The sequence below is a fragment of the Asticcacaulis sp. genome (assembly GCF_027484505.1).
GTDB lineage: Bacteria > Pseudomonadota > Alphaproteobacteria > Caulobacterales > Caulobacteraceae > Asticcacaulis.
Map to the genome: position 1 here is coordinate 1 of NZ_JAIXSV010000248.1, position 5,584 is coordinate 5,584.

Genomic DNA, 5,584 nt, shown 5'->3' on the forward strand with positions numbered 1-5,584 from the left:
CGACACATCTATGCCAACATAAACCAAATCTTGCTGTTCCATCCTTGACCCTTCCTTGCATAATCGGGCTCGCTATGCGGCCCAGGCGACTGTTCGGGATTGATGGACGAACGCGCGACAACCCAGCTCCCAGCGGGCTTCTAACCCATGGGGGACACGGCCTGCCGCGCGCTGCCACAGCCTAACTTATCACAGGCCGCGCTCAGGAACTTACAAGGGGGACCGCACGAGCCTGTCTGAGCCTTGGCGAAGACAGGTGAGATGTGGTGGTGGGGTGATCTGCGTTCTTTCCGCTGGCAGGGTCCGCTTATATTCAGCAAACACCCCACCACCGCATCTCAGCTTCGCTTCGTGCGGTCCCCCTCCCCAAACAAGTTGGGGAGGTATAAGAATTACGACGTGTCTTTGCGGTTCTTCGTTGGCGCAACGGGCGTTTCAAAATGCCGCGCCATGACCTGCCGGAGGCTTTCCGGGTCGCCTTTGCTCGCGCGGTACAGGGCCTTTGCCTTCATGGCTAAGGCGCTGCTGGCGATTTCGGCCTGCGTCTCTTTGGTCGGGTCAGGTGGCGTCGGCGGCACAGGCGCGGGCGCGGCTTTCTTTGCTACCACCTGCTGTCCGATACTGGCCACGGCGTTTTTGATCGCCTTGGCTTCGGTGGCGTCGCAACGGGCATAGAGCCGCTCGATCAAGAGGGCGCGGCGGATACCTTTTTCGATCTCTTCGCCGGTTTTGGGGTCGTCTTCGCGACTCAGCGCCAGCAACATCCGGTCGGCTATGGCGCGCAGATGCCCGCGCCGGGTTTCCGGTGTCAGAGCCTCAGTGATGTCTGCCGCTGTGTCCATGTGAACGAGGATAGACGGTCGTCAAACAGCGGGGATAGATTTTTGTTCTTTCTCTCTCGCTTCAGGGAGAGGGGTGCAGGGTCTGTGACCCTGCCCGCCGGAGGCATCTTATTCCGGTATTTGAATATGGGTAAATTCGGCCGGGTGCGGGTACTCATTTTTAAGTCGCTCCCATTGCGCCACGGTTATACCGTCGGCGAAATGATAACGCGCGGGGTAGGTATCGGGTTCTATGGGCTTCTCACCGCAAACCGCCATCACCTGTGCCCAAGAGCGCAGGATCATCGTACCCTCTTCTGGCCCCTGAACGATAAGGGCATCGACCTTTGGCATGAGGGCTGAAACGTCCCAGACCAATGAAGCCAGCAAGGTTTGGTCTTCGCTTCCCTCTTCCTGAAACGTCAAAATATCCGCGACGAAGACGTCCCGTCCTGTACGCTCCATGTAGCGTGTCAATGCAAAGTGCTGATCGCGATAATCGAACAGAACCTGCTCCGTTTTCAGCGGTTTGAGCGGGGCCAGTGGACCAGAGAAATCCTCAATTAACCGCCACTCACCATTTATCAATATGACGGGAGCGCAAGCGATGGGGCGCGTTTCTTCCAGAAAGATATTCAGGGCCAGTTTGGCCATGTGCTGGATCACTGCGGCCTCCTCTGACCCGGCGGTGAAAACCAGAGACCGCGACGCTACAATGGCAATGGGATGCCCTTTGAGGTCCAGATGTGTGAAGGCCTCGGGCATCAGAAGGAGCGAAGCATCGAGAGAATCACCTGAGTCAGAAACGTAAAACCCTTCGTCCTGCAAGGCAAAGCGGACAGGTTTTTGTTGCCGCAGATTGTGAAGCGCCCGATTACGCACTTCTTCGAAGGTACGCCCCCACTGTTGCAGCGTATGATCGCTACAGGTGGCTATACTGTAAGGGCTATCGACAATCAGGATCTCACTCATGTGCTCACAAAAGGGCTTCTGAGCCATTTTGTAGGTGGGGGGATCGTCACCGAGGCCCTCCTGCATCCACATGTTCTCCATGAAGCCGCGATGACGCAAAGAGGGGAGGAGAAGCGGCGACACGGCGTCAAAATCATCCATGTCGATGCGCGCTTGCGTCATCTCAAGGACCATATTCAGCAATTGGTCGAACAGTGCCGATTTGTCTTCGGCCTTTTGCCAGTCTGCATGGCTGTTTTGCAAAAAGAGCCGCTGATCTGGACCTACGTCCAATGCAAAACTCGCACGGTCATAGGTCAGGGGCTGCGTCCAGCCTTTCTTTTTGAAATGGCGGATAACGCTCTGAGCGAAACGATCTCTGTCGTTTCCAAACACACGGTCAAGCCAACCCATAATAGCCCCCTTTTTCACTCTGATCCATACTTTGTACCCTAAGTTGAGCCAAGAGGAAAACGTGCAGGGTCTGTGACCCTGCCCGCCGGAGGCAGGTGTCTCAGCTCAGTTTGGATATTTGCCCCTGCAATTGCGGCAGGCTGACGCAAAGCGTTTCCCAGATCACATCAAGGTCGAGATCGAAATAACCGTGTGCCAGCCGGTTGCGCATCCCACGCATGTTGCGCCACGGTACATCCGGATGCTGTTCGATAAAGTCCGGGCTTTCCATCATCAAGCGCGTGGCCGCTTCGCCCATGATGATCAGGTTCATGATCACCGCCTGTTGCGTGCGGCGGTCACGGAGGAAGGCGGCATGGTCCCCTTCAACATAGTCGAGGGCCTGCGCGACGGCGTCCTGAATGTGCTGGATGTAGTCCTCGCGTCGGGCGGGCGGATCGTCGGGCCTCATACGGGTTGGGCTTCGGCAAGGACGGAACTGCGCAGGCGGGCCGGAAGGTCGCCCGGCATCAGAAGATCGACCTTTACGCCCAGCAGGGTTTCAAGCTCGTCCTGTAGCCCCCCAGATCAAACAGGGTCGCGCCCGGCAATGTGTCTACCAGCAGGTCGAGATCGCTGCTTTCGGTATCCCTGCCGTGCACAACGGAGCCGAAGACGCGCAGGTTGGCCGCGCGGTAGCGCGCTGGCAGGTCGCGCACGGCGTCACGTTGTTGATCAAGGGCGAGGGAAGGTTTCACGTTAAGCTCCGTCAGGCGTAAGACTAACGCAGAACCGGTCTGCCTGCAAACGGGTGCAGGGTCTATGACCCTGCCCGCCGGAGGCCCTTCTTACGGAGGCCTAAATCACCCCTCCCAGAAGCTCACCCGTTCCGCGTAGTTCGGGCGGTCGCGTTCCAGCAGCGCTTCGGTGGGGGTGCCGAGGTAGATAAAGCCCGCCACCTCTTCACCGTCCCTGAGGCCCAACAGCGCCTTGGCCTCGGCGTCATAGGCGTACCAGTCGGTGATCCAGTTGGCGCCATAGCCCATCGCCCCCGCTGCAATCAGCAGGTTCTGACAGATGGCAAAGGCCGAGCCCATCTGCTCCCACAGGGGAATCTTGTGCGGCTGAACGGGGGAATAGACGACCATCAGAGCTTCGGGGGGCGTGGAGAGTTTGAGGAGCGCCCCCGCCTGTGTCTTGTCATCGCGCGCTTCGGCCATAGCCCGGAGTTTATCGACCAGCCGCGCCTTCGACTCTGGCGTAAAGCGCACGATGCGCCACGGGCCGATCTTACCGTGGTCGGGGACGCGGAAGCCGATTTTCAGCAGCACCTCCATCTCGTCTTCGGAGGGGGCGGGCAGGCCAAGCGTCGGGGCCGGGGCCGAGCGGCGCGTCAGCAGCAATTCCAGCGTTTCCGCCGAGACCTTGGCGGGCAGGGGCGTGCCAAAAGGGATGGGAGCGAGGTCGAGGTGGCGGATATCGGCTTTTTCGGTCATGGCGGTGTCCGGCGCAAAAAATCAGGTTCAACGCATATAGGACATGCTATGGCGCTTGGACAGACGCAACCGGACGAATAGACATGACCACAGCCAGCCTGCCGCCCTGGGATTCCGAAGAGCGAAATGCGAAGCGCGCCCGTTGGCAGCCGCGCAATGCCCGCGTCATTCATTCGTCGCCGTGGATTGAGGTCGAGCTGTCCGAGCCGATCGCCCCGACCGGCCGCGTCGCGCAATACGGCATGGTGCGCTTCCGTAACCGGGCGATGGGCATGATACCGCTGCACGAGGACGGCACAGTGACTCTGGTGGGGCAGATGCGCTACACCTTTGACGCTTGGAGTTGGGAAATCCCCGAAGGCGGCGTGCCGCACGACGAAGATCCGATGGAGGGCGCCCGGCGCGAACTGCGCGAAGAAACTGGCTTTGAGGCGGCTTCCCTCGTTGAAATCCTGCGCCTTGACCTCAGCAACTCGGTTTCCGACGAGGTGGGGATCATCTACCTCGCCACCGGCCTGACTCAGGGGGAAACCGAGTGGGACGATACCGAAAACCTTGAAATCGCGCGGGTTCCCTTCAAAGACGTGCTCGAAGCTGTTATAAACGGGCAGATACGCGACTCCTTAACCGTTGCGGCGGTACTGAGGGTGTACCATATGGCTGTCACAGGGGCGCTGGAGGCGTCGCTGGCGGCAAAGATTGTGTGAGGCAAAGGGTCAAAGATGGCGCAACCGTTTGAGGTGATTACACCGCAGGACAAGCCGATCTGGCTGACCCTGCGTCAGGAAGCCTCTGACGTGGTGGCGTCCGAGCCGGGGCTGGCCTCGCTGCTGCATTCGACCATCCTGTCGCACGACGATCTGGCTTCGGCCCTGTCCTACCACATGGCGCGCAAGCTGGCCGACGACACCCTGCGCGGCATGACCGTGCGTGAGATGGTGCAGCGCTATCACAAGGCCGACAGCGCCCTGGTCGAGGCGGCGGAGGCCGACCTTCAGGCCGTTTATGAGCGTGACCCGGCGGCCAAGGGCTATTTGCAAACCTTCATGTTTTTCAAAGGTTTCCTGAGCCTTCAGGTCTATCGCATCGCGCACCGCCTGTGGCAGGACGGGCGCTTTACCATGGCGCACCTGCTGCAAAGCCGCGTGTCGGAGCTGTTCCAGATCGACATTCACCCGGCGGCCAAGGTGGGTAAGGGCGTGCTGATGGACCACGGCACCGGCATCGTCATCGGCGAAACGGCGGTGGTGGGCGATGAGGTATCGATGCTGCACGGCGTGACGCTGGGCGGGACTGGCTCTGAACAGGGCGATCGTCACCCCAAGATCGGCCGCGGTGTGCTGCTGGGGGCCGGAGCTAAGGTGCTCGGTAACATCGAAATCGGTGAGTTTGCCAAGATCGCCGCCGGTTCGGTGGTCCTGAAACCCGTCCCGGCGCACTGCACGGCGGCCGGCGTTCCGGCGCGCCTGGTCAATTGCCAGACCTGCCCCGACCCGGCGCGGTCGATGGATCAGACGCTGTCGGATGTCATTTACGATTACGTGATTTAACTCACCCAAAAGTCTTGGCCTGCGGCCAATACGTTTTGGGTGGGGTCGATATCGAGCAAAATTCTCTTGGGGCGGCCCTGCGAGAATTTTGCGCTTTAAGGCTTTAAGCGAAACACAAATGCTTGGGGAAGGGCGCGCCTTGGCGTTTGCCTCTGGCGGCGTTCGCGGCTAAACAGACACACAGAATTTATCCCGTCCCCGGTGAAATCGTGCTTTGATCGCACCTCGCAGGGACCGCCAATCAAGAGACACAACACATGACACCCGCAGAAATCACCAAGGTGCAAGCCTACCTGACCCAGACCTTCGGCACCAAGGGCCTTGAGGTCCGCGCCCGCAAGCAGAAGGACTCTGCCGAGGTCTATATCGGCGA

Annotated in this window: 7 protein-coding genes and 1 pseudogene; 3 read left to right on the forward strand and 5 right to left on the reverse strand. The window is 59.7% G+C overall.

Annotated features, from left to right (window positions below; translation table 11 throughout):
* Nucleotides 1–392 precede the first annotated feature (392 nt).
* The 5 genes and pseudogenes from Q0072_RS14555 to Q0072_RS14575 all read right to left on the reverse strand — a co-directional run bounded on the left by Q0072_RS14555 (nt 393) and on the right by Q0072_RS14575 (nt 3,661).
* Entirely contained in the window at nt 393–842 is a 450-nt protein-coding gene (locus tag Q0072_RS14555; protein ID WP_298331468.1) for a hypothetical protein, read from the reverse strand.
* 108 nt (nt 843–950) lie between these two features.
* The gene (locus Q0072_RS14560; RefSeq protein ID WP_298331470.1) at nt 951–2,186 is read right to left on the reverse strand and encodes a hypothetical protein; all 1,236 of its coding nucleotides are present in this window, start codon (nt 2,184–2,186) and stop codon (nt 951–953) included.
* Nucleotides 2,187–2,286: 100 nt separating this feature from the next.
* Entirely contained in the window at nt 2,287–2,637 is a 351-nt protein-coding gene (locus tag Q0072_RS14565) for a DUF86 domain-containing protein (RefSeq protein WP_298331472.1), read from the reverse strand.
* Nucleotides 2,634–2,923: pseudogene (locus tag Q0072_RS14570) on the reverse strand (nucleotidyltransferase family protein). The gene Q0072_RS14565 and the pseudogene Q0072_RS14570 overlap by 4 nt, the downstream one beginning before the upstream one ends.
* Nucleotides 2,924–3,028: 105 nt before the next feature.
* Nucleotides 3,029–3,661, reverse strand: a complete 633-nt coding sequence (locus Q0072_RS14575; protein ID WP_298331476.1) for a nitroreductase — start codon at nt 3,659–3,661, stop codon at nt 3,029–3,031.
* Between the two features lie 83 nt (nt 3,662–3,744).
* Between Q0072_RS14575 and Q0072_RS14580 the strand changes: the two genes are divergently transcribed.
* The 3 genes from Q0072_RS14580 to Q0072_RS14590 form a co-directional block, all read left to right on the forward strand.
* A complete protein-coding gene (locus Q0072_RS14580) occupies nt 3,745–4,368 on the forward strand; it encodes an NUDIX hydrolase (RefSeq protein ID WP_298331478.1) in 624 nt (207 codons plus the stop codon).
* 15 nt (nt 4,369–4,383) lie between these two features.
* A complete protein-coding gene (gene cysE, locus Q0072_RS14585) occupies nt 4,384–5,211 on the forward strand; it encodes a serine O-acetyltransferase (protein ID WP_298331479.1) in 828 nt (275 codons plus the stop codon).
* Between the two features lie 257 nt (nt 5,212–5,468).
* Nucleotides 5,469–5,584 (forward strand): DUF3126 family protein (locus tag Q0072_RS14590; RefSeq protein WP_298331481.1); only part of this gene is annotated, 116 nt, incomplete at its 3' end.